General features: G+C 58.5%; 19 protein-coding genes. 8 read left to right on the forward strand and 11 right to left on the reverse strand.

The annotated features are described in order from the left end of the window. Positions 1 to 194: 194 nt before the first annotated feature. The 5 genes from DK391_RS09930 to DK391_RS09950 form a co-directional block, all read right to left on the reverse strand. Positions 195 to 884 (reverse strand): glycosyltransferase, encoded by a 690-nt coding sequence (locus tag DK391_RS09930; RefSeq protein ID WP_109477840.1) that lies wholly within the window; start codon positions 882 to 884, stop codon positions 195 to 197. A 5-nt stretch (positions 885 to 889) separates the two neighbouring features. Next, positions 890 to 3,115 carry a polysaccharide biosynthesis tyrosine autokinase gene (locus DK391_RS09935; RefSeq protein WP_109477841.1) on the reverse strand — a complete coding sequence of 742 codons (2,226 nt, stop codon included), beginning with the start codon at positions 3,113 to 3,115 and terminating at the stop codon, positions 890 to 892. A 3-nt stretch (positions 3,116 to 3,118) separates the two neighbouring features. Beyond that, positions 3,119 to 3,559, reverse strand: a complete 441-nt coding sequence (locus DK391_RS09940) for a low molecular weight protein-tyrosine-phosphatase (RefSeq protein WP_109477842.1) — start codon at positions 3,557 to 3,559, stop codon at positions 3,119 to 3,121. Next, on the reverse strand, positions 3,556 to 4,686 hold the full coding sequence (locus DK391_RS09945) for a polysaccharide biosynthesis/export family protein (RefSeq protein ID WP_239482779.1): 1,131 nt from the start codon (positions 4,684 to 4,686) through the stop codon (positions 3,556 to 3,558). The genes DK391_RS09940 and DK391_RS09945 overlap by 4 nt, the downstream gene beginning before the upstream one ends. 128 nt (positions 4,687 to 4,814) lie before the next feature. Further along, positions 4,815 to 6,194 carry an undecaprenyl-phosphate glucose phosphotransferase gene (locus tag DK391_RS09950; protein ID WP_239482780.1) on the reverse strand — a complete coding sequence of 460 codons (1,380 nt, stop codon included), beginning with the start codon at positions 6,192 to 6,194 and terminating at the stop codon, positions 4,815 to 4,817. A gap of 626 nt (positions 6,195 to 6,820) precedes the next feature. On the opposite strand from DK391_RS09950, the gene DK391_RS09955 reads away from it, so the two are divergent. The 3 genes from DK391_RS09955 (at position 6,821) to DK391_RS09965 (ending at position 10,532) form a co-directional block, all read left to right on the forward strand. Next, positions 6,821 to 8,317: a lipopolysaccharide biosynthesis protein gene (locus DK391_RS09955; protein ID WP_109477843.1), complete on the forward strand. Its 1,497-nt coding sequence runs from the start codon at positions 6,821 to 6,823 to the stop codon at positions 8,315 to 8,317. Then, complete coding sequence (locus DK391_RS09960; RefSeq protein WP_109477844.1) at positions 8,314 to 9,321, forward strand: glycosyltransferase family 2 protein; 1,008 nt, start codon at positions 8,314 to 8,316, stop codon at positions 9,319 to 9,321. The genes DK391_RS09955 and DK391_RS09960 overlap by 4 nt, the downstream gene beginning before the upstream one ends. Positions 9,322 to 9,431: 110 nt before the next feature. Beyond that, positions 9,432 to 10,532: an O-antigen ligase family protein gene (locus tag DK391_RS09965; protein ID WP_162600770.1), complete on the forward strand. Its 1,101-nt coding sequence runs from the start codon at positions 9,432 to 9,434 to the stop codon at positions 10,530 to 10,532. A gap of 85 nt (positions 10,533 to 10,617) precedes the next feature. Here the strand turns inward: DK391_RS09965 and DK391_RS45695 are convergent, their stop codons facing one another. Then, positions 10,618 to 11,028, reverse strand: a complete 411-nt coding sequence (locus tag DK391_RS45695) for a hypothetical protein (protein ID WP_343225413.1) — start codon at positions 11,026 to 11,028, stop codon at positions 10,618 to 10,620. 1 nt (position 11,029) lies between these two features. Here DK391_RS45695 and DK391_RS45700 point away from each other — a divergent pair, with 1 nt between their 5' ends. Continuing rightward, positions 11,030 to 11,359 (forward strand): hypothetical protein, encoded by a 330-nt coding sequence (locus DK391_RS45700; protein WP_343225414.1) that lies wholly within the window; start codon positions 11,030 to 11,032, stop codon positions 11,357 to 11,359. On the opposite strand, the gene DK391_RS09975 is transcribed toward DK391_RS45700, so the two are convergent. Then, positions 11,337 to 13,706 carry a YjbH domain-containing protein gene (locus tag DK391_RS09975; protein ID WP_109477847.1) on the reverse strand — a complete coding sequence of 790 codons (2,370 nt, stop codon included), beginning with the start codon at positions 13,704 to 13,706 and terminating at the stop codon, positions 11,337 to 11,339. The two genes, DK391_RS45700 and DK391_RS09975, sit on opposite strands and share 23 nt — an antisense overlap. 622 nt (positions 13,707 to 14,328) lie before the next feature. After that, positions 14,329 to 15,216 (reverse strand): LysR family transcriptional regulator, encoded by an 888-nt coding sequence (locus DK391_RS09980; RefSeq protein ID WP_109477848.1) that lies wholly within the window; start codon positions 15,214 to 15,216, stop codon positions 14,329 to 14,331. A 139-nt stretch (positions 15,217 to 15,355) separates the two neighbouring features. Between DK391_RS09980 and DK391_RS09985 the strand changes: the two genes are divergently transcribed. From DK391_RS09985 to DK391_RS09995, 3 genes are all read left to right on the forward strand, one after another. After that, the gene (locus DK391_RS09985; RefSeq protein ID WP_109477849.1) at positions 15,356 to 16,639 is read left to right on the forward strand and encodes an MFS transporter; all 1,284 of its coding nucleotides are present in this window, start codon (positions 15,356 to 15,358) and stop codon (positions 16,637 to 16,639) included. Positions 16,640 to 16,697: 58 nt separating this feature from the next. Then, a complete protein-coding gene (locus tag DK391_RS09990) occupies positions 16,698 to 17,630 on the forward strand; it encodes an amidohydrolase family protein (RefSeq protein WP_109477850.1) in 933 nt (310 codons plus the stop codon). A gap of 97 nt (positions 17,631 to 17,727) precedes the next feature. Next, positions 17,728 to 18,219 (forward strand): hypothetical protein, encoded by a 492-nt coding sequence (locus DK391_RS09995; protein ID WP_162600771.1) that lies wholly within the window; start codon positions 17,728 to 17,730, stop codon positions 18,217 to 18,219. Here the strand turns inward: DK391_RS09995 and DK391_RS10000 are convergent. After that, positions 18,216 to 18,614: a nuclear transport factor 2 family protein gene (locus DK391_RS10000; protein ID WP_109477852.1), complete on the reverse strand. Its 399-nt coding sequence runs from the start codon at positions 18,612 to 18,614 to the stop codon at positions 18,216 to 18,218. The genes DK391_RS09995 and DK391_RS10000 overlap by 4 nt on opposite strands. Before the next feature lie 92 nt (positions 18,615 to 18,706). After that, positions 18,707 to 19,462: an SDR family oxidoreductase gene (locus DK391_RS10005; RefSeq protein ID WP_109477853.1), complete on the reverse strand. Its 756-nt coding sequence runs from the start codon at positions 19,460 to 19,462 to the stop codon at positions 18,707 to 18,709. 141 nt (positions 19,463 to 19,603) lie between these two features. On the opposite strand from DK391_RS10005, the gene DK391_RS10010 reads away from it, so the two are divergent. Beyond that, complete coding sequence (locus DK391_RS10010; RefSeq protein WP_109477854.1) at positions 19,604 to 20,536, forward strand: LysR family transcriptional regulator; 933 nt, start codon at positions 19,604 to 19,606, stop codon at positions 20,534 to 20,536. Positions 20,537 to 20,583: 47 nt separating this feature from the next. Here the strand turns inward: DK391_RS10010 and DK391_RS10015 are convergent, their stop codons facing one another. Then, positions 20,584 to 21,900, reverse strand: coding sequence for an epoxide hydrolase family protein (locus tag DK391_RS10015; RefSeq protein ID WP_239482781.1), 1,317 nt, complete (start codon positions 21,898 to 21,900; stop codon positions 20,584 to 20,586). Between the last annotated feature and the right edge of the window lie 135 nt (positions 21,901 to 22,035).

The following is a 22,035-nucleotide window of genomic DNA, read 5'->3' on the forward strand; positions in this document are numbered from 1 at the left end:
TAGATCGCTCTGACACGACGCAACGCGTGCACCCGGTATCGCAGGTCCGACTTCAACATCTTGAGCATTAGCGTCGGACTGGCGCGCCAATTCAGAAGCCTTGCCCAGTCGCCTATCATCGGTTTGGTACCGTAGAAAGCCGAGAAGATCTGCATGAACAGTTGATGATGCAAATGATCAGGCACACGCGCATGCTATCCAGCGATGAGCTCGAAAGCCCGCAGCAATGATTCCGCATTCGCCGAAATCCGGTCCGGCCGTCGATCCACATGGCAAACGTAAGTGGGTGCGTGCACCCTGCGCGCTGGCCCATAACGACGCACCAGTCGCATGAACATTTCCAGATCCTGCCAGGCGGGTAACGCCGGGTCATAGCCGCCAACCGATAGAACCCGCTCTCGGGGACAGAAAATCTGATTGCCGATGAAGTTGTGCGTAAAGAGATCCCGATAACTCACAATATCTTTGCGATCGACGGTCACACTTGCATGCACGCCATCTGTCATGACGCTTTCCGTGAAAAGACACGAAATCAGATCCCTGTCATTGCCTGACGCGTTCCACGAACGAATCAGGAATTCGATCCGGTCAGGCAAAAATTCGTCATCGTCATCCAGACCCGTCACGAATTCAGCGTCGGTGTTGGCAATGGCGTAATTTCGCGCCGACGGCGCACCCGTTGACGGTGCCATGTGATGAACGATGAGTCGGGGTTCCTGGCGTGCCATCTGATCGAGGAACGTGCGCGTGTCATCGGTCGATCCGTCATTCACTACGACAGCGACGAGGTCACGATACGTTTGCCTGAATACAGACTCGAGCGCGCGCGCCAGCAAGGCGCGGCGATTGCGGGTCGGAATAATGACGGCCACTCGCGCGTTCATGGTATTTACGCCTTGATTTGAGTGATTTTCTGAATCCGGCGGCGCGGCTCGAGCGAACTGTAGTAGCTCGCGCCATACTGGCTGCGCTGGTGCGGCATGCCGTTCAGCAATGCACCCTTGATCGTCACACCGCCGTGACGCAACCTGCTTGCCGCATCGAGCACTTCTCCTGCCGGGCTCTGGCCAAAACGCAAGACCAGCAGCGCAATACCCGCGTGTTTGCAGATCAGCACGGGATCGGTGACAGCCAGCACGGGCGGCGTATCGACAATTACGAAGTCGTACGCTTTAGAACACGTATCCAGCAACTGTTCGAAACGGTCACGCGACAACAACTCTGAAGGATTTGCGTTGTTCGAGCCGCGCGGCAACACGTCGACACCCGCCGTGACCTCCCGAACAATGGCGCGATTCAGATCGTGACCATTGATGGCGTCCGAAAGACCGGGCGATTGCGCGATGCCCAGCGCCTGATCTACTGTGCCGCGGCGCATGTCGGCGTCGATCAGAAGAATTCGCCGGCCCTCGCTGGCAAGCACGGAAGCCAGGTTCAGCGCGACAAACGATTTGCCTGCTGCGGGCCGCGCGCCCGTCAATGCAATGATGTTGTTGGTCGAATCGCCGAGACCGAACTTCAGTGCCGTGCGAAGCACCCGGATGGCTTCAATGGCGATGTCGTCTGGCGCAGCCGTCGCGAGTATGCTCAAGCCCGCGGACTTACCCGATTTACGATGACGATCAATTCTTCGTTGCTGAATACTGCGCGGGACCACTGCGAACACAGGCACACCCAAGGTGCCTTCAATCGCGTCCGAACTCTCCATGCCACCTAGAATGGCTCTGCGCACAAAGGCAAATGCCGTGCCACCCATGAGGCCCAGCAGCGTCGCCAACGCAAGTACCAGCGGGACCTTGGGCGCAATCGGCGTTTCCGGCGTGACGGACACATCCACCAGGCGCACACTGCCAATCTGCCCCGCCTTGGTCATCCGCAACTGCTGTGCGCTATCCAGCAGATTCGTATACAACTCCGTGTCGACGCGCACATCGCGCAGCAAACGCAGCGCCGATTGCTCCGTATCGGGCAAACTCGCGATGCCCTTGTTGAGCGATTCCTGCTGTGCCTGCAACGCTGCGATCTGCGTATCGAGCGATACCACGGCAGGATGCGTCGGAGCGAAGCGCTGGCTCAGTTCCAGACGCCGCTGCTGCAATTCGACCGCTTTGGCCTTGTTGTCCACCACCTGCTGCAATAGCAGCCGGGATTCTTCTGCCAGATCTGCCGTCCCTTTGCGGTTGCGGAACTCGTTGTAGCGAGTCTCGGCTTTCTCGAGTTCTTGCCGCAGTTGTGGCAACTGGTGATTGAGAAAATCCAATGCCTGTGCTGCATCAGCCGACTTGCGGTCGATATTCTGTTGAAGATAGGCTTGCGCAATGGCATTGACCGTCTCGGAAGTCAGCTTCGCATCGGTCCCATCGAGAGACAGTCGAATGATGTCGGCCTGCTTGCTTTTTTCGTCGATCGATAACGCCTTTTGCAAAGCTTCCGTCGTCTTGAGCATGGAAGCACGCGAGAGCTTGAATTCCGTGCCGGGACGCGCCACCAGTTTTTCAACGCAGATGTCGACGGTGTTACTGTGCTCAAGAACGCCCGTCTTTCCGTGCAGCAACACGGTTCCATGCGGATCGAGAAGGTCGTAGGTGTCCTCCGCGCGCGCGATCAGAACGTAGTGCTCGTCGTAGTCCTCGCGCGGAATATCGAACTGGCTGACTGAAATGGCCTCGCCGCCGGCGGCGAATCTCGACAGGCCAAATAGCGGCGCGGCCAGGTCATCGGCACGCATATGCCGCGCGATCACCGAGCCAATCACGGGGAAATAGCGTGGTTGTGCCGAGATGTCCAGATGAAGCTTGCGCACCGCCTGATCGACGACGAGACGTGATTTGATGACCTCGATTTCCGACGCAGCCGTCTGTTTTGTGTCGAACACGGATGCGAGATTTCCAAGCAGACTCTGCTCGGAACCCATGCTCTCTTCGATCTGAAACATCGCGTCCGCTCTATACACGGGGCGCGCGACGAATACATACGCGGCGCCGATGCATGCGCCCGCAAGCGTCAGTGCCGCAATCGCACGCCATTTCTCCCGGACAATGGCAAGGTAAGCGGACAGGTCGACATCATCTTCGCCCGGCAACGCGATACGCTGGTTTTTATTGAGTAGTTCCATAGCTTATGCAGTATGTTTGGCGAGAACGTGCAGCCACGATTGCAGGGCCCGCTCAAGGTCCGCGATGCACGCTTCGAATGCCGCCTCCCCAAAGCGATAGGGATCGTCGATATCGATTTGCGTCCTGTGTCCAACCCGATAACCCTTTCCCACGGAAAATGGATAAGCCAGTTCGACGCGCTTGCGTTGCGCCTGCGTCATGGTCAGGACGATCTCCGCCGCGTGCACTTTCTCCGGCACCAATGGCACAGCCACATGCGCGCTAATATCCAGACCTCGCTGCGCCATCAGGCGCACGGCAATCGGATGAGCCCCATGGCCCGCCATCGCATTCAAACCCGCCGATGCAACACTGGTCTCAGGCAACGCGCTCGCCATCAGGCTCTGCGCCATCGGGCTTCGGCAAATGTTGCCCTCACAAATAAAGAGAATTTCGCTCATCATTTGGTGATAATCGCGCCCGTCAATGCGGAGTTGATGGCGGGCAGCAGCAGTTGCAGCACGCGGCTGAATCGCACGAGGCCATTGCCGTCGACATAAACAATGTCCTGCGGTTGCAGGGAAAACTGGTTGGCAAGCACCATCGAAACGGGCGAATGCGCGTCCAGGTGAAACACCTTGATTTCGCTTTGTTTCGTTCCGCGCACTACATAGATTTGCGCCGCATCTGCGCTCGTCGAGTTGATGCTCCCCGCCTGCGACAGCGCATCGCTCAAGCTCAGATTGCCCGTTTTGAGCGGCACGGCCGTGGTTGGCTTGATCACTTCGCCCATCACGAACACGCCGTTTTCATCACGCGAGACAACGCGCAGCAAGTCGCCGTTCTTCAAAACGACATCCGCCGGGTTGATGCCCTTTGCGATCATTTGCGACAGGTTCAACCGATAGGTCACACCGTTTCTGATCAGGTTCATGCGGCTCTGGTCGGCCGTCGGGAGGAACCCGCCAGCGCGGCCCACAGCCTCGTAGAGACTCATCGGGATATCGTTGACCGGTTGCGGTCCAGGCGACTTGACCTCGCCGTCGACGTAGATCTGTTGCGAACGGTAAGAAGCGATGCGCACGGTCAGTTGCGGCTTGATGAATACGGTCGAGAGACGCGCATACAGTTGCCGCGTGAATTCTTCGACAGTCAAACCCGCCGCACGCAGATTGCCGACATAAGGAAACTGAACGTCTCCTTGACTATCGATCACGAACCCTTGTGCGGGATCGGATGGCCTGTTCTGCGCAGCCATGGCTTGCGCGCCCAATGCGGCGTTGAGTTCCGGATGGTCCCACACGGTGATCTGAAGCACGTCGCCCACACCACAACGATAGGTGCCCAGCTTCGCCGTGAGCTCTGCATTAAGCCCTGCGCTCTCGCTCGCGTCGACTTCCTGCATTTTCCTGATCAGCGCAAGATCGATTGGCGTGATCGGCACATTCAGTTGCTGCGCTGCCTGATCGCCCGTCGCGCTAGTGGCCACAACGCTGGCCGGGCTTGCCATACGCATGCCCGGCGCTAGCGTGCACGCACTCAACGCCACGCAAGCGCTCACCCATCCAATGGCGCGAACGAGCGTCGTCATTGCCCTCGTCGGCTCTGCCTTTTCTTGTATTTGCACGATCAACTGCCCCCGCAGCTCTCTTCATTTTTAGTGTTTAGCCACCCGTCGCATCGCAACGGGTAGTTTCTTTTTTTAACTACTTAGGCCCATCAATACGCGTTGGTGCCACCAAATCCTTTGGCAATGGTGGAAAGAACAATGCGCAGGTCAAGCCAGAAGGTCCAGTTCCGGATGTAATAAAGATCGTGCTCAACGCGCTTCTGCATCTTTTCGATCTGATCGGTCTCTCCGCGATATCCATTGACCTGAGCCCAACCCGTTATGCCCGGCTTGATGCGGTAGCGCTGGATATAGTGGCTGACGCAGTTCCGATAGATCTCGTCGTGTTCGATGGCATGCGGACGCGGCCCTACCACCGACATTTCGCCGCGCAGTACATTCAGAAACTGGGGCAGTTCATCCAGACTCGTACGCCGCAGAAACGCACCCACGCGAGTGATGCGCGTGTCGCCCCGGGCTGCCTGTTTCACCACGCCGTCGTCGTTTTGATGCACATACATCGTGCGGAACTTGTAGATCCTGAAGACCCGGCCATCCATGCCTTGTCGGCGCTGCATGAAAAACACGGGGCCAGGCGACGACATCTTGACCAGCGCGGCAATGACAAGCATCAATGGCGCCAACGATAGCAACGACACGAGCGCGAAGGCGCGGTCGAACACTTCTTTCAGCAGCGGCGCGTAATCGAGCGGCGAGCCGAACAGGTTGAGTGCCGGCGCACCTAGCAAGTCCGTTGTCGATCCACCGAAGAGTGCGAAGCTGCTCACATCCGGGATCAAGCGGATATTGATCAGGTCGCCGCTAAACTCCTCCGCCACGGCAGCGACAAGGTTCTCATCCGACAGTGATAGCGCCAGCCACACTTCACGGACCTGACTTGCTCGCACATGACCGGCGAACGAGCACAGTTCATTGAATATCGGCACGTTGTTATTCGCGGTTCCTGCCGAAGTATTCAGATGCAAAGCAGCAGCAGCCCGAAAGCCACTGCCCGGGTACTGGCCAATCGTGCCTAACACGCGCGCACATTGGGTGGCAGAGCCGACGATCGCTACGTTTCGCAGATTGTGGCCTGCGCGTCGCATCTGACGCAGCACGGATCGCGCGACGAATCGCGTGGCCGTCAGCAATGCAGCGGCCATCGCAGTCCACGACGCAAACCAGAGGCGAGAAATGTTCTCCGTGATGTGAAGCGAAAACATCAGCAGAAGACTGCAGGTTTGCACGGCTAGCCACGCCAGCATCAGCCTGCTTGCGAGCCCCGGTAACGACCGCCCGCGCCACGATTCATAAGCGCCCATCGCGGGAAACAGCGTCAACGCGAGCACCGCAGAGAACGATGTGCAGGTCGCGTAGGCATGGTGGACATCAGGACCGGACAGACGCAGAACGAACGCCACGACGGCGCAAGTGATGATGCTGACAACATCCACCAGCCGCAACAGCTGGATGCGGATTCCAGGATTCAATTTGCTTTCCCCTTAAGCAAACAGACCGGCGCGTGAATGGTTAGCCGGTCCGACATTCGTTCTTCGTGTAGTGCCTGCTGCTCTCTTCCCGCCGCCGGCTTTCTTCTTCCCGACTTGTTTTTTTTGACCCTTGTCGGTGTGTTGTGTCATTCGACGTTTCCGGTGAATCCGCAACCTGGATCGCGTGTGCTGCCGGCCGTCTTTTCTTCCTACGTTTTGCTCGGGGCTCGTAGTGAGCACATGTCGTGCCAGCCATGCACATGGCGCGACTCGCAGCTAATCCACTGGCTTCTTCTGCCAACTATGTGGCTTTTCCACCGTTTGCATATTGAGTTGGCCGTGTGACTGGCTCAGCGACCGCGTGCTGTTACGTTACGGCAGGGGCTGCGATATGCGAGTTACGTAACAGGCGCGTGATCGCGAACGCTCGCGGAAACCGCTCTGACCTGCCGGGCCCGTCCGTGCGGGCATGCAGTGCGATCTTGCCGGTCAATGTGCGGCTGGATGAAATCGGCATGGTCGTTGCTTTAACAACCTGTCGAAAATTGCCGACGCTGATCTTTCACCATCGGCGCGAGCACATAAAACCCATTTGAAATGGGCCGAGTGTCCAATAACAACGAGATATGTCGAATCTAAACGGGGCAATACAAAGAAGTGTTTCTATCAATTTCGTTGGGCGCTATAGCAATATCGCCGTTCAGCTGGTTGTAACGGGGATACTGGCGCGCTTGCTGAATCCTCACGACTTCGGGGTCGTCGCGGTACTCGCGGTACTGGTCACGTTTTTCTCATTCATCAGCGAAATGGGGTTAGGGCCAGCGATCGTCCAGTTTCGGGAACTGCAACCGTCTGCGGTATCTGCATTGTTCTGGATGACAGTTGGCGTTGGTTCTCTACTCGGCCTTGTCTTTGCGCTGAGCGGCCCCGTTATCGGCAGCTTTTATCGAGAAACCGGCTACGTGTCACTTGCACAGTATCTGGCGGCGTCGATCGCGCTGTCATGCTGGGGAATCGTGCCTCTGGCGCTACTGCGCAAAGCGCAGCAGTTCCGGTCGATTGTCGTTGTCGAAGTCGCCTCAGCACTCCTTTCCGGCGTTATCGCTATTGGTGCTGCGTACCGAGGCTGGGGTGTCGCCGCGCTCGCGACCAAGAGCGTTTCGTACGCGACGTTTATGTTGACGTTTTGCCTGATTGCTAGCCGCTTTAATCCGTTCACACGCCCAGACTTCCGCCATATCGGCAATGTCCTGACGTACTCGGGCTATCAGTTCGCCTTCACCATCGTCAACTATTTCACCCGGAATCTCGACAAACTCGTAATCGGAAAGTTGATGGGCGGGAATCTGCTGGGAATGTATGACATGTCATACCGGCTCATGCTAATGCCCATATCGAACCTCACGCAGATCATCTCGCCTGCGCTGCAACCCATTTATGCCGTGCATCAAAGCGACAGGAGCACCATCTTTGCATCGTATCGGCAGGTCGTCCGGATCTTGTCGATTGCCGGTGGCTTTGTCGGCGCGGCGTGCTACCTGTGTTCCCATGAAATCATTCTGCTGGCTTACGGCGAGAAGTGGATCGCCGCCGCTACGCTCTTTTCCATTCTGAGCCTCTCGATACCTGTTCAGGTTGTCCTGTCGTCGAGCGGAGCAATCTTTCAGGCCATCGGGCGCACCGATCTCCTCTCTCTATCGGGACTGCTGTCCGCCTGTTGCAGTGTTGGGGCCATGATCGCTGGCGCGTTGTCTGGAAGCCTGGTGCTGTTCTGCTGGCTGCTGGTTGGCAGCTTCTTCATCAATGGCATTCAAGCCTACATTATTCTGATCCGCTACGGATTTGGCGAAACGCTGCGCTGCTTTTTCCGTCCGTCGGCAGGCGTTCTGTGCGGGACCGCGTTGATACTCGCCGCGTGCGTTGCAGCGCAATGCTTCATTCACCCTGCTGACTTCAGCATCGCAACTCTTGTCGGAAAGATCGCCACGCTAACCATCCTGTATATCGCCGTATTGATCGTGACGGGTGATCTTCTCTTCCTGCGCCGCTGTCTGTCACTGAGGAACACGTCCGCAGAAGAACGCGAGTCAAAGCTGGCACTGAACGAGGGTCTTCCATCATGACAACTTTCTCCATCATCGTCCCCGTGTACAACGTAGAGCACTTTCTGCAGGAGACGCTTGATTGCATCGCCGCGCAGATCTTTACGGATTTCGAGGTGATCCTGATTGACGACGGATCCACCGATAGAAGCGGCGCAATCGCACGCGACTTTTGCCGACTGAACTCACGATTCACATACAGTGCGCGAAACAATCAGGGCGTCTCTTCGGCTCGAAACGCCGGAACGGATCTGGCGACGGGCGAATATCTCTACTACATGGATGCCGACGACAAGATCGTGCCCGATATGCTCGAACGCTGTTATGCGAGTCTCAAGGCACACAATGCGGATATTGTGCTGTTCGACGCGGACGTTTTTCCTATTCAATCGCCCGACTATCCGCTATACAAGGGATATTACAGAAGGCCCGCGGTTGCCTCTCCGTTGCCGAGTGGTGAAGTGCTGGCCGAGTCCGTGGCGCAGAACCGTTTCTTTACATCGCCCTGCTGTTATATCGCCCGACGCGATGTTATTGGTCACTTGAGATTTATCGAAGGCATGGTGTTCGAAGACAATCATTTCTTCGTTGCATTGCTGACGGAGCGAAGTCTGCGCGTTACTGTTCTGCCTCAGCCCCTATTCCAAAGACGGCTTCGGTCCGATTCGATTACCTCCGGTCGAAAGAACCGTCACCACTACGACAGCATGCACCGGTTGCTCAAGGAAACCATCGCGTTACCTTTTTCGGCTGTTCCCCGCCAACATCGAGCTTCCGTGCGCGTATCGCTGGTCGATGGACAGCTTCGCAGCATTCCGTCGATCAGCTACGAAGCAGGCATCACGCCAGCGCTTCGTCTTCGCAACCTCGCAGCGCTCTGGTACGCCGCCACGCGAGTATCGTCCCGCTTCCTGAGTGCCAGACGCATCGCGATCAGCCTGTTTCCCGAGCTTCGGCAGCTTAAACAGCGGTCAGCGCGGGCCGGATTCTCCGTCGGTCACTCAATCACGGATGGCCGTCAATAATGAAATTCGTCCGGTTGATGTTCTTTTCTATTCTGCTCATCAGGTCTTCGTTGGATATCGTCTTCAGTACACTGCGCCTTGATGGAAATGGCATGTCACCAGGCGCGGTCATGAATGCACTGATCATCCTGATGGGGGTGGCCATTGTTATCCAGCGCGGTATCCGGGTTTTGCGCACACCCCTGATCGTCTGGTTGACCTATCTCGTCTATGCACTCTATTCATTGGCGCGCTCGCCGGATCCTTTCGAAGGATTTCGCCTTTTTCTGGGCCTTTTGTCGACCTTCATGGTCTTTACCATCGCCCTGAATGTCACCGGATCTCGCAGGCAGGCTGAAACACTGTTGAAGTGCATCCTCTATTCATCGATTCCCGTTGCTGTATTCGGCATCATTCAGTACGCGATGATCAACGGCTTCAGCGGGCGGCTTCAATCCACTTTCGAGCATCCGAATATTCTCGCTTTCTATCTGGTTCTGGTGCTGACTTGCATTTTTTATGTTCGACATCTCGGAATGATGCCAAGGGCATTCCCCGCCAGGTTGGGCCGGTATGCGTATCTCGCACTACTCCTCGTCTTCCTGCTGCTCACCCAGACGCGCAGTGCATGGATCGCGGCAGTAGTGGGATTTGCACTGTATGCGTGCCTTGCCAACAGAAAGCTGCTGATCGGACTGGTTCTGATTCCGCCGCTGCTGCTGGTTCCTGCCGTGTCGGACAGGTTAAGCGATCTGGGATCGAACGGTTCCGCACAAGACATCAAGAACGGCGTACAGCTCGACTCATTGTCATGGCGCCAGCTTCTGTGGCAATACGCACTGATTGATTCGAATGATGCGCGTGTCGTCGGCAAAGGTCTGGGGTCGTTCAGAAACAACTCGCAGTTCTTCTTCCCACTGGAAGCCACCGCCGACGCGCATAGTGCTTATATACAGACCATCTATGAAATGGGTGCGGTTGGCCTTGCGCTATATGTTGCAACCTTCGCGGCAATGATCATCGCGATTCGCAAAATAGACCACAACCGGAAGCGTGGCGCGATTGCGATCGCCCTGATAGCGGCCTATCTGCTGGAAAGCTATTCCGACAACACGATCTACTATCTCAGCTTCAACTGGTATTTCTGGGCATTGATCGGTTGCCATATGTCTGTTTGCCTGCGCGACAGGTACGCGCAACAGATATTCATGCGGGACAAACAGATTGCCTAGTGCTTCCCGCAGTTCTCGAACTCGAGCGGATGGAATATCTGCGCGATTCACCTTGCCTGGTTCGGTGAATCGCGCGATACCCGCGTTATTTCGTGGTCGATGTACTACCGCCCGTGCCGCCCGTCGCGCCGCCTGATCCGCCGGGCGATCCCGACGCCGCGCTTTGCCCCGCTGCATGTGCCGCCGCGACCAGCGTAGGAGCGGGCTGGCCGTCGCTGCCAATCGCGCCGGCTGCGGCGAGTGTATCGAGATCGGAATCCGCTCCCGCCTGTCCCGGCGTGAACGATACCGTCAGGAACGAATTGCTGGACAACTTCACGCCGTAAAGCGTGTCGAGCAGTTGCGCGACACTGTTCTGCGCGTTTGCGATCAACGTGCTATTGGTCAACGCACTCTGATACGACGCGTTGCTGGATATGCCAGCAAGGAGCCCGTCGACAGTCGTACCGAGTTCACCGGCAAGGTAACTCAACAGCAACTGCGTGAGTGGCGTCACATTGAAAGTACCGCTACCGGACGCGAATGAATTGATCGTCACAGCGCCGTTCGAAGCCTTGATCGTACATGGCCCGTCGAAGTTAAAACTCGCGGTATACGCGCCATTCGAATTCGCGGTCGCGCTGCCACTGCCGTTCTTACATGACAGCGTAATGCTCGCATTCGACAACGCAGCACCGACGGCAGCCGTTCCCTTGATCGTCGCACTGGGTGATGAGCCCCCACCGCCGCAAGCGAATAACGTGCTGCTGGCAAGCGCGGCAATGCTGATCCGCAAGCTGCGCGACGCCTTGAGGTTGAACTGCGTCATTGATTATCTCCAGAAGTGAGTGACTGACAGGCAATAGAAAACGACGTCGTCAGCGCTTGCGTGTCGCTGAGCGAATTTCGCGCACACAGTGTGACGAGGGAGGTGGTATCGGCAGCGGCAAGCGGTGGATCGTCAGCGGGAATAGACGCCTGTTCGCCCTTCTCATCGTCTTTCGACGACGGCACATAGCGCAGATACGCGTCGCGCATCCGGTAAAGCTGCGTGCCAAAGTACTGCTCGCTAAAGCGCCCCTGATTCAACAGATATTGTTGGGTGCTGTACGGAAACGACATGTTCTCGGCAGCATTGCCGGCGAGATAATTGGTCGAACCGACACGTGAACGGAAATCGAGCGCGAACTGCTCCGATCCATACACCTGCGTCACACCAGGCTTCATCCCCTGGCGCGGCGTGAGCGGGAAGCTGATCGCTGCGCCGACAAAACTACCCTGTCCGCTGTGCTCGCCATGCACACTCACTGACACATCGTCGAACCAGCGCGTCAGTGTGATCAACGGGCCTTTGTCACCCCCTACATAGCGTGCAACACCCGCTTCGATCCAGAGCTTCCACGCAGGCTGTACCCATCGATAGGTCAGCACCGCATTCTTTTCACTCGGCAGTTCGTCATGTCCTGGCTCGTGATGCAGATAGGCCAGGCGCAGACGGACCAGATCGGGGCGCCCCGGCACGAAAACCGTAGTCTCGTTCTGTACGCCAAGGTACTGATAGTCGAAACGCCCAACGGCCGCTACGTTGAATACTTGCGGTAACAACCAGAAGCTCTGCGCAAGGGCCGCCGCATTGAGTCCGCCACGCAGCCGGTACTGACTGTAGACGCGGCCGTCATTCATGTTGCGCGTGTTGTACAGCGGCGCGATATAGCTGCCATAGAGTTCGGCGCCGCGCCACAACGGCACGAACCCTTCGATATTCGCGCCAAGCGAGAAATCGAAGTTTCCGTACTCGGTCCCGTACAGGTAACTCGTAATCGGTTCGATCTGGATTCGCGTCAGGCCATGCCTGCTTGCGTCGCCGTGCCAATCCACTGTGTGCGACGTCGAGTCGGGCTGCGTGCTCATGGCAAGCGTCGCGCTCGCCACCTGGGGCGATCCGCCACGCACGAACTGGGCGTAGGCATCACGTTCGACCGAGACGTCGGCGAGCGGCTCATTCGCCTTTTTGATGATTGCGTGAACACGCCTGATGCCATCGGGTGCCTCGATGCTGGCGACGCCGAGCACGATCCCCAGTGCATCCGCTTCATTCTGGTTATAGCGATGGTTCTCGTACTCGACTACCAGCGCGTCCCCGTCGATACCGACACGCACGCGTTCCAGACCGGCGGCGAACAACTGCTCAGCGATGAGATCGAGCGCAGCGCCGCTATCCTGAGCCACTGCTTTTCGCATTTCCGCCCGCGAGTTTGCGGGCGCGTCTGCTGGCGTGGCGTACGAGGCCGGCATCGCGAGTGGCGATAGTGGCGATTGCAGCGTCAATGGCGCTGGCGTATCCGCGTGCGCGTCAGGTATTGACGCCGCCGAGTCCAACGGCTGTGCGGGGCTGGCGTTCTCGCACAGCCCTGTTCCGCACCGCTGCGCGTCGAAGCGCTTGCCAAGCGGAATGCTGATCGCCACCGACACCGATGTACGTGGCGCAACCCCATTTGTGCTACGCACCGACCGCATCACTGTTCCGACGACACTCGCGTCGGCGAGCCATCGGATTGCAGGCGATGCGTATCGCACACCGGCATATGGCGTTTTCGAATCGTCTTCGGCGATCAGCGAAATGCCGGTATTCCACAGCGCCACCGACGCACCGCCAAACACGCCATCCAACCGGTCGCCCGTTCCATATCCCAGCGTCAACGTCGCGGGACCAAGCGACTGCGAAACCACGCCGTATTTCGAACGAAAGTAATGCGTCTGACCACCAACGTCACTCACGCCAAATGCGATCGAAGGCTGATATTTGAAAAAACGGGGTACTTCGACTTTGACGTTTGCCATCAGGTGGCGCAGGACCATATGGTCCGCGCCCGAGAACGGCGCGGTCACGTTGCCTGGGTAATTGACAAGCCCGCCCGAGACTTCGACATAAGGGAGCAGCCCCACGGCTCCCCAGTAGATATCCGAACTGGTCGCCTTCTTGCCGTAGCGCGGGTCGATGTAGTTGCCGTACTGCGCCTGGAGTACGCCTTCTGGCAAAACGAAACCATAAGGAATAACCAGTCCGCCACTTTGGCCCAGTGCATTCAACTCAGGCTCGCTCGCGCTGGCACAGGTCGAAAATAAAAGAAATGCGCCGATGGCGATGGCCGTCGGCAATACGGCGCGTCGTTGTGCTTGCAACTGTCCTCGCATATGTAGTCGGATGTCGTGCGCGTGCGCGCGTTTCGTTGATCTCGAACGGCCGAGTGCTTATCTCGTGAGCCGCACCTGTTTTTTCGAACCAGTCACCGTTTCGCTACGAAGAATCTGCGCGCAGCACTCACGCGCCTGCTTTTTGAGCAGGCGACATCAACGCGCCATGACAGCTGACACAACTGGGGATAGGCGACCTGAGCCAGGCCAATGACACGAACAATGTGTCATTCGCCATTTGCGTCGCCATATGGGACGCACAGGACACGTGAATGAAGTTCTTTAGATCCCCGGAAGAACTTCTTCAACTCAGAACCAAAGCAATTACGGTTTGCACATTATTTTCGGCAAGTCATCAAATGATTTTTTTAAGCCGCGCCGGAATATGCACATGTCGTGCCAGGTTCAGTGTTTATTGCAAGGTTCAATCGGCAAAGGAGAAAGCCGTATGCGGCGCCGTGTCTCGCAGCGCTTTGCGGCTGGGAATTCAGCTAAAGGCGTCCTCGCGTTACGTAACGATTCGCTGGACGTTACGTATGAATACACGCCACAACCCGTTACGCTTTAATGGTGACGGGCGAGCGCGTTCGCCTTCATGCAGACGCCGCGTCATAAGATCTATTCAACCCGAACTCAGCAGTGCCGCGAATTTATCAGCTAGCGTAGGCCGTGACCGGTGTGGCCAGATCGCGCTGAGTTCGAAGAACGGCAGTGCGTCGCCTTCGCGGACTTCGCAGACGCGCACGCCCGCGAACTGCAGCGCCTTGACCGATTGCGGCAGCAACGAGGCGCCGCAGCCCGCCGCAACGCAGGCGAGCACCGTCAGTGAACGATTCGCGTCCTGCACAATGTTCGCTTCGCAGCCGAATTTGCGAAACGCGCTGAGGATGCCCGCGCGTACCACCGGCAACTGGCCTTGCGGAAACCACACGAGCCCGATGCGTGCGAGTTCCGCGAGTCCAAGCTTGCCGTCCGCGCCGAGCGGGTGCGACTCGTGCACGACTGCCTGCAGCCGTTCACGCACGATCAACTTTTCGCGCATCCTCCCGCTCACCGCTACGGGTGTGTGGAGCAGGCCGATGTCGATCTCGCCTGATTCGAGCGCGCTGGCCTGCTCCGCGTTGCTCATCTCGCGCAACGTCAGTTCGACGTTGGGCACCTCACGGCGCAGCGCCGCGATCGCCCTGGGCATCACCTCGAAAAGCGCCGCCGACGCGAAACCGATCGTCAGCCTTCCGCCCCGCTGGGCGCCAATATCGCGCGCACGCTTTTCGGCCGCCTCGATGCGCGACACGCTCAGCCGGATATCCTCGACGATAGCCTCGCCTGCCGGGGTCAGTGCCGCGCCGCGGCGTGTCCTCGCCAGTAGCTTCACGCCAAGATCCTGCTCCAGCCGGGTGATGGCCTGACTGAGTGCGGGCTGCGCCATGCCGAGCTGGCTGGCCGCGCCCGTGACACTTCCTGCGTCGACGATGGCAAGGAAATACTTGAGTGTGCGGACGGATTCCATATCAAAGCATTATGAATAAACAACATTTTCATAGTATGCACGTATCTTCAGCCTTTTTAGAATGAGCTCCACCAACTAACCGCGGCCGTCCCCTGGACCATTGGCCGCCGCGCCCAGCGGCGCGTACAAGGAGACAACCATGCGCTGGTACCGGGACATCACGTCCGTCGAAAAGAAAACGCTGTGGAGTTGCTTCGCGGGCTGGGCCCTCGATGGCGTCGACACGCAGGTCTTCTCGCTCGTCATTCCGTCGCTGCTGACGGCGTGGGGTATCAGCAAGGGGCAAGCAGGTCTGATCGGCGGCGCCACACTCGTCGCGGGTGCACTGGGCGGCCTGCTCGCAGGCATCCTGGCTGATCGCGTGGGTCGTGTTCGCGCATTGCAGATCACCGTGATCTGGTTTTCGCTATTCACCTTTCTTAGCGCGTTCGCGCAGAGCTTCGACCAGTTGCTGGTGCTGAAAACGCTGCAAGGCATCGGCTTCGGCGGCGAGTGGACGGCGGGTGCGGTACTCCTTAGTGAGACGATGAACCCGAAACATCGCGGCAAGGCGATGGGTATCGTGCAGAGTGCGTGGGGCTTCGGCTGGGGCGGCGCAGTGCTGCTTTATATGCTGGTTTATTCGTTCACGTCACCGCAATGGGCCTGGCGCGTGCTGTTTGCGATCGGCCTGTTGCCCGCCATCCTCGTGTTGTACTTGCGCCGGAACATCGTCGAGCCGGCACGCGACACACAGACCGTGCGCGAGGAAGCTCGCCCACGCGGCATCTTCAGCATTGCCGCCGGCATCTTCGATCCCTCGGTCATCCGGACGACGCTTGTCGGCGCTTTGATCGGGCTGGGTGCGCACGGCGGCTATCACGCGATCACCACATGGCTTCCAACCTATCTCAAGACTGAACGCCATCTGTCGGTGATGGGCACAGGGGGCTACCTGGCCGTCGTCATCGTCGCGTTCATTGTCGGGTGCTTTGTGAGCGCCTGGTTGCAGGACCGCATTGGGCGTCGCTGGAACGTAATCCTTTTCGCGGTCTGCTGCGCGGTGATGGTCAACCTCTACACGTTCCTGCCGCTCGGCGACACCGCGATGCTGATCCTGAGCTTCCCGCTCGGACTGTTCTCAGCTGGGATCCCGGCGACGCTCGGGGCGCTCTTTAACGAACTGTATCCGCACGGCGTGCGTGGCACGGGTGTCGGCTTCTGCTACAACTTCGGCCGCATTGTCTCGGCCGGTTTCCCGGTGCTCATCGGCCATATGAGCAGTTCGATGTCGCTCGGCGCGGCACTCGGCATCGATGCAGGCGTCGCGTATGGACTCGTTGTCGTCGCCGCGTTGATGCTGCCCGAAACACGCGAGCGTCGCATGGCCACGTCGGCCCAGGGCGCTCCGCTCGCCGATGCACGCGCCGCGTCCCATCACTGAGCGCCCTTCTTTCGCGACTGCCCGCCCTCCTATCGTCGACTCTCAGGCAAAACATTGCATGGAACTCACTCTGCCAGGAACCACGGTTGATCCTTTCATCGGCCTCTCCGACAAGAGCGCAGCGTGGCTCGAATCCGACGCGTTGCGCATGACGGGCATCGATTCGCACGCGCACATCTTCGTACAGGGCTTGCCTCTCAGCGCGTCGCGCCGTCACGCGCCCGACTACGATGCGACGCTCGACCAGTACATCGATCACCTCGTCGGCCACGGGCTGTCCCAAGGCGTGCTGGTGCAGCCGAGTTTTCTTGGTGTCGACAATGCATTTCTCGCGGCGGTGTCGAAGCGCTATCCGGCACGGTTTCGCGGCGTGGCCGTGGTGAATCCCGAAGTCGACGACGTGGAACTCGAGGCGCTGAACGATGCGCATGTGGTCGGTGCGCGCCTGAATCTGATCGGTTTGCCGCTGCCCGATTTTCGTGAGCGCCGCTGGTCGACGTTGCTGTCGCGGCTCAACGCGCTACGCTGGCACGTCGAAGTTCAAACCCATTCCGCCGATCTGCCGTATGTGCTCGACGCATTGCTGGCGCAGCGCTGCACGATCGTAGTCGATCACTTTGGCCGCCCAGATGCCGCTCAGGGCGCAAACGATCCGGGGTTTCGCCATTTGTTGTCGAAGGCGCCGTCCGGCGATGTCTGGGTAAAGCTCTCCGCCGCTTATCGAAGCGTAGTAGCGGCAAACGGCACGGAAAACGGAATCGGACTGGCCGCAGCGTTGATGGACGCATTCGGTGCGCATCGCCTCGTATGGGGCAGCGACTGGCCACACACGCAGCATCGCCACCTGATCGCCTACGATGCCGCTGCGAACGCGCTGCGGCGGTGGATTCCCGACGAAACTGCAAGGCAAACGATTCTCACGACATCGCCAGCGGAACTGTTTCGCTTGCAGACTTACGCCGTTGGTGACAAAGCCCCGCAGCCGGGCTAGCCGCAACATCAGCATGGAATAAATCCGCTCGCGATGTGTTCGAGATATGCACGCAACGTGCAAATCATCCGGACATTTTCATTGAGCGGGAGAAGACGTGCATCCAAAGCCCTGTCGCATTGGCGGACAAATAAAGTTGGCGCTGGCCTCCGGGACGCTGGCAATACTTGCAAATACCGCACTACTTATGGCGGCGGATCAGGCGGGAATCGCGACCGCTCATGGAGGACTGCTGACGCTGCTCAGAGCATGGACGCACATACCTGACGCAGGTCTAGCAACGTCGTGGCCTTTCCAGCTAGCGTTTCATTTCTGTGTGGGTATAGCGATGGCCATTTTCTACGGCCTGATAGCTGGAGATCCGCGCAAGCATTCCATTACGAAGAGTTTTTCCTACGCACTCGCAGTCTGGCTTGCCAATGCATGTGTGGTCCTCCCGCTTATTGGTCAAGGATTCGCGGGGAGTCACGTCTTGTCATTCAGTGGCATCGTGCTTTTTGCGCTGGCGCACACGACATTCTTCATGGTCAACGGCCTGCTGCTCTCTGGTTTTTCTAAAAACCAGAGAGCACGCCTGCTTCCTGATTAACCCGCGGCACTAAATGCTTTCTGTGCCGCAACCGTATCAAGCGATTCACGCAGCAGCTTGATCTTGCCGTTCTCTGCGACCAGACGGCCTGCGTACATCTGCTTGTAGACCTTTCCCGTAGACGGCACCAATGCTTCGACCGAGTACTCGCCGAATACCTGATCCGGTGTATCGATCAGGATCTGCGCGTCCTTGAACCTGAAATCCGGCACCTTGTTCAGCAGCCCGGCGATAAACTTTTCGATAGCTTCAGGTCCTTGCGCGCCTGTCGTCGGACCAAGGCTCGATAGATAGGGAAGCTCAAGAATGCCGTCGTCTGCGAAGAGCGCCGCAGCCGCCTTCGGATCGCGAATGGATTGAATGTACTTGTTAAGAAGGGATGCTGCATTTTCCATGGTAATGCTCCACAAAAAGGTAGCAAAGGCATGAGTGCCTTTCGCGTGTAGCAGCGGGATCACCCGCTGCCACTGCAGTGATTGACAGTCGATCAGACCTGCGCCTGACCACCGTCGGCGGTGATCTCTGCGCCGTTGATGAAGCTCGAATCGTCCGATGCGAGGAACGTGACGACCTTCGCGATCTCCGACGGATCAGCAAGGCGGCCCATCGGCACCAGCGTCGCGAGGTAGGCCACCAGACCGTCCTGCGCTTCCTTCGAGTCGCCGGCCAGTTCGACCAAACCCGTCGTGTGGGTCGTGCCCGGGCTCACCACGTTCACGCGGATACCGCGATCCTTCAGGTCCAGCACCCAGCTGCGAGCGAGCGCACGGACGGCAGCTTTCGACGCACTGTAGATGCTGAATGCCGGCGTGCCCGTCGAACCCGCGATCGAGCCGTTCAGGATCAGCGAACCGCCCTTGCCCATCAACGGCAACGCCTTCTGCACCGTGAAGACAACAGCGCGCACATTGCGGTTGAACGTGTCATCGAAGTGCTGTTCGGTGATCGCGCCCAGCGGCAGCATCGAGCCGCCACCAGCGTTGGTGAACACCACATCCAGACGGCCCTGCTCGGCGCGGATCTGTTCGAACAGCGCGTCCAGATCTTCGAGGCATGTGACGTCGCCCCGCACGCCACGCGCACCGTGACCGATCGCTTCGACAGCGGCATCCAGTTCAGCCTGACGGCGACCCGTGATGTACACCTTCGCGCCTTCTGCAGCGAGATCCTTGGCAGTTGCCAGGCCAATGCCGATCGTGCCGCCGGTTACCAGTGCGACCTTACCTTCGAGTTTCTTGCTCATGATTTGCTCCGGGTTGTTGAGTGTTGATGGGTGTAACGATAAATGTCTATGAGACCGAGAAAAACACCGTTCCAACGAATTGATTCTCCACATGCATGGATAATCGCTACACTGACGACTTAGCCGACACAAGGAGAACCGATGGATCAGCTACAGGCGTTGCGTGTGTTCGTTCGTATTGCCGAGTCGGGCGGCTTCGGCAAGGCCGCCGACACGCTGAACGTGCCGCGAGCGACGGTTTCGAAGCTCATTCAGGAGCTCGAATCCCACCTGCGGGTGAAGCTCTTTCAGCGCTCCACGCGCCGCGTGGTCGTCACGGAAGAAGGGCAAACCTACTATCAGAACGCGGTAAAACTGCTCGCCGATATCGACGAGATGGATGGCCTGTTCGCCGACTCTCGCGGTAATCCGCGCGGCCGGATCCGGGTCGACATCGGCTCGTCGCTCGCCAACCTGATCCTGTTGCCGCACCTGCCGGCGTTCCGGAAGCGCTACCCGGAAATCCAGCTCGACGTGGGCGTGGGCGACCGGCAAGTCGACCTGATCGGTGAAGGCGTGGACTGTGTGATCCGCGGCGGAGAACTGACCGACACCTCGCTCGTCGCCCGGCGTCTGGCAGGGCTGGAATGGGGCACTTATGCCGGGTCCGCCTACCTCGCCGAACGCGGCACGCCATCGCATCCCGACGATCTGCTCGCGCGTCATGATGTGGCGGGCTATTTTTCATCGTTGACCGGTCGTGTGTTCGCGCTGCTGTTCGAGCAGGGCGAGGAAAAAATCGCTATCGATCCAAAGGGCGCACGAGGCGTCTTCGTCAACGAAAGCACGGCGCATCTGACGTCGCTCGTGAGTGGGCTGGGCGTCGGTCAGACGTTTGCGTTCATGGCGCAGCCATGGGTGAAAAACGGCGATCTCGTCCAAGTCTTGCCGCAATGGACGCGTCCCGTCCACCCGATGCACATCGTCTTTGCTCAATCGAAATACAACAGTGCCCGCCTGAAAGTGTTCGTCGACTGGGTGATCGAAGTCTTCACGCCGTACGACAGCGCGCCGTCGCCATCGCGAGTCAGGTAACCGACCGCGATGGGCGACGAGGCGCGGTTGGACGTGCAGACGGCGCGCTATTCCGTTCTAATCTTCTGGAAGGCGAGTCGCATCTCCTGCGCAAACAGCGCCGGTTGCTCCATGGCGGCGAAGTGGCCACCCTTGCTCACTTCCGACCAGTAAAAGAGATTCGGCCATGCCGCTTGCGCCCAGTCCCTGGGCGCACGGTAAATCTCATGCGGGAAAATGGTCGCGGCCATCGGCAATTCAATCGTGCCGCCACTGAATCCCGACAGTCCCGCCTGCGTCGCTTCCCAGTAGAACCTCGCAGAAGACGCCGACGTATTGGTGAGCCAGTAGAGCGTGATGTTGTCGAGGATCTTGTCGAATGAGAGATGCCCGTCGGGAAGATTGGCGTTGTCGGCCCAACCGATGAACTTCTCATACATCCAGTTGGCCTGGCCCGATGGCGAATCGGCGAGCGCATAACCGATCGTTTGCGGCTTCGTCGCGTGTTCCTTGAAGTAGCCGCCACCCTCGCCCGTGAACTTCGCCGCACCGTCTACTGCGGCCTGTTGCTCTGGCGTCAGATGTGCGGGCATCGTCTGGGGAAAGACCAACGGCCAGTTCACATGCGCGGCAATCAGTCCATCAGGACGAATATGACCGAGCGCATGGGTGACGCCCGTGCCCCAGTCGCCACCTTGCGCCACCCAGCGCTTGTAGCCAAGACGGTTCATCAGGGTGGCCCAGGCCTTCGCGGTCCTGACGACGTCCCATCCTTTCTCACCGGGGCGGTCAGAAAAGCCGAAGCCCGGTAACGAAGGGATCACGACATCGAATGCGTCGGCTGCGTTGCCGCCGAAAGCCGTTGGGTCCGTGAGCGGTCCAATGATGTCGAGAAACTCGATGACCGAACCCGGCCAACCGTGGGTCAAAATGATCGGCATGGCATCGGGATGCTTCGACCGGACGTGGAGAAAGTGAATGCCAAGTCCGTCCACCGAAGTACGGTATTGCGGATACCGGTTGATCTGCCGCTCGAAGCGTCGCCAGTCGTATTTCGTCTGCCAGTAATGAATGAGTTCTCGCGCGGAGTCGAGTGGGACACCTTGGACCCATCCCGCTACCGTTTCCTGATCCGGCCAGCGCACCAGCGCTAGCCGCCGATGCAGATCGTCCAGTTGGCTCTGCGCAATCGCGACGCGAAACGACGTCACCGCCTCGGTGGCGGCCGGCAACGTGAACGGTGCGGGCGCTGTGAGCAAAGCGTTGCTCGCAGCCTCAGCGGACTTCATGAACGGCAGCGCGGCAAGCGCGGAAGCCATTTGCAACATCGAGCGTCGGCCCTTGTTCGGCTCAGACGCGCCGAAATCGGGAGCGTTGGTTTTCATTGCGTTATTTTTCCTGCAGTGTGGTAGTTCCAGCTTCCACCGCCTTCCGCATGCGTAGCGCGAACGTCCTGTTAAAGACGCGGCAAACGATAAACGTAGGCTCGAACGGGAAAAATACGCCAATCGTTAAATGAC

The organism is Paraburkholderia sp. C35, from assembly GCF_003121405.1.
Classification (GTDB): domain Bacteria; phylum Pseudomonadota; class Gammaproteobacteria; order Burkholderiales; family Burkholderiaceae; genus Paraburkholderia.